Source organism: Pelomicrobium sp. G1, assembly GCF_051905455.1.
Lineage (GTDB): Bacteria > Pseudomonadota > Gammaproteobacteria > Burkholderiales > UBA6910 > Pelomicrobium.
On sequence record NZ_JBQACR010000439.1, the window covers coordinates 1 to 255 of the forward strand.

The following is a 255-nucleotide window of genomic DNA, read 5'->3' on the forward strand; positions in this document are numbered from 1 at the left end:
TGTCTATCGAGCATTCCGCTCAGGGGCTCGTCGACTACAACGCCGAGCTGGCCGCCGATGAGCGTGAGGTCGAGATCCAGGCTCTTATCACCGTCACTGTCTCGTTTCCTGACTTTGAGACCACCGAGGAGCTGGCAGGAGCGTTCGTCAATGATCCGGTGTTCGGTGACTTCACGTGGGTGCGTCCCGTGGGCCGTCAGGAGGACTTGCTGTGGGCTGCCCGGCCCGGTGGCCGGTTCTCCTCCTCACTTAACG

The 255-nt window shown here is 62.0% G+C and carries 1 pseudogene; it reads left to right on the top strand.

From position 1 onward, the window contains the following. Positions 1-255 (top strand): annotated as a pseudogene (locus ACTFO6_RS19135) (ATP-binding protein); the annotation flags it as partial.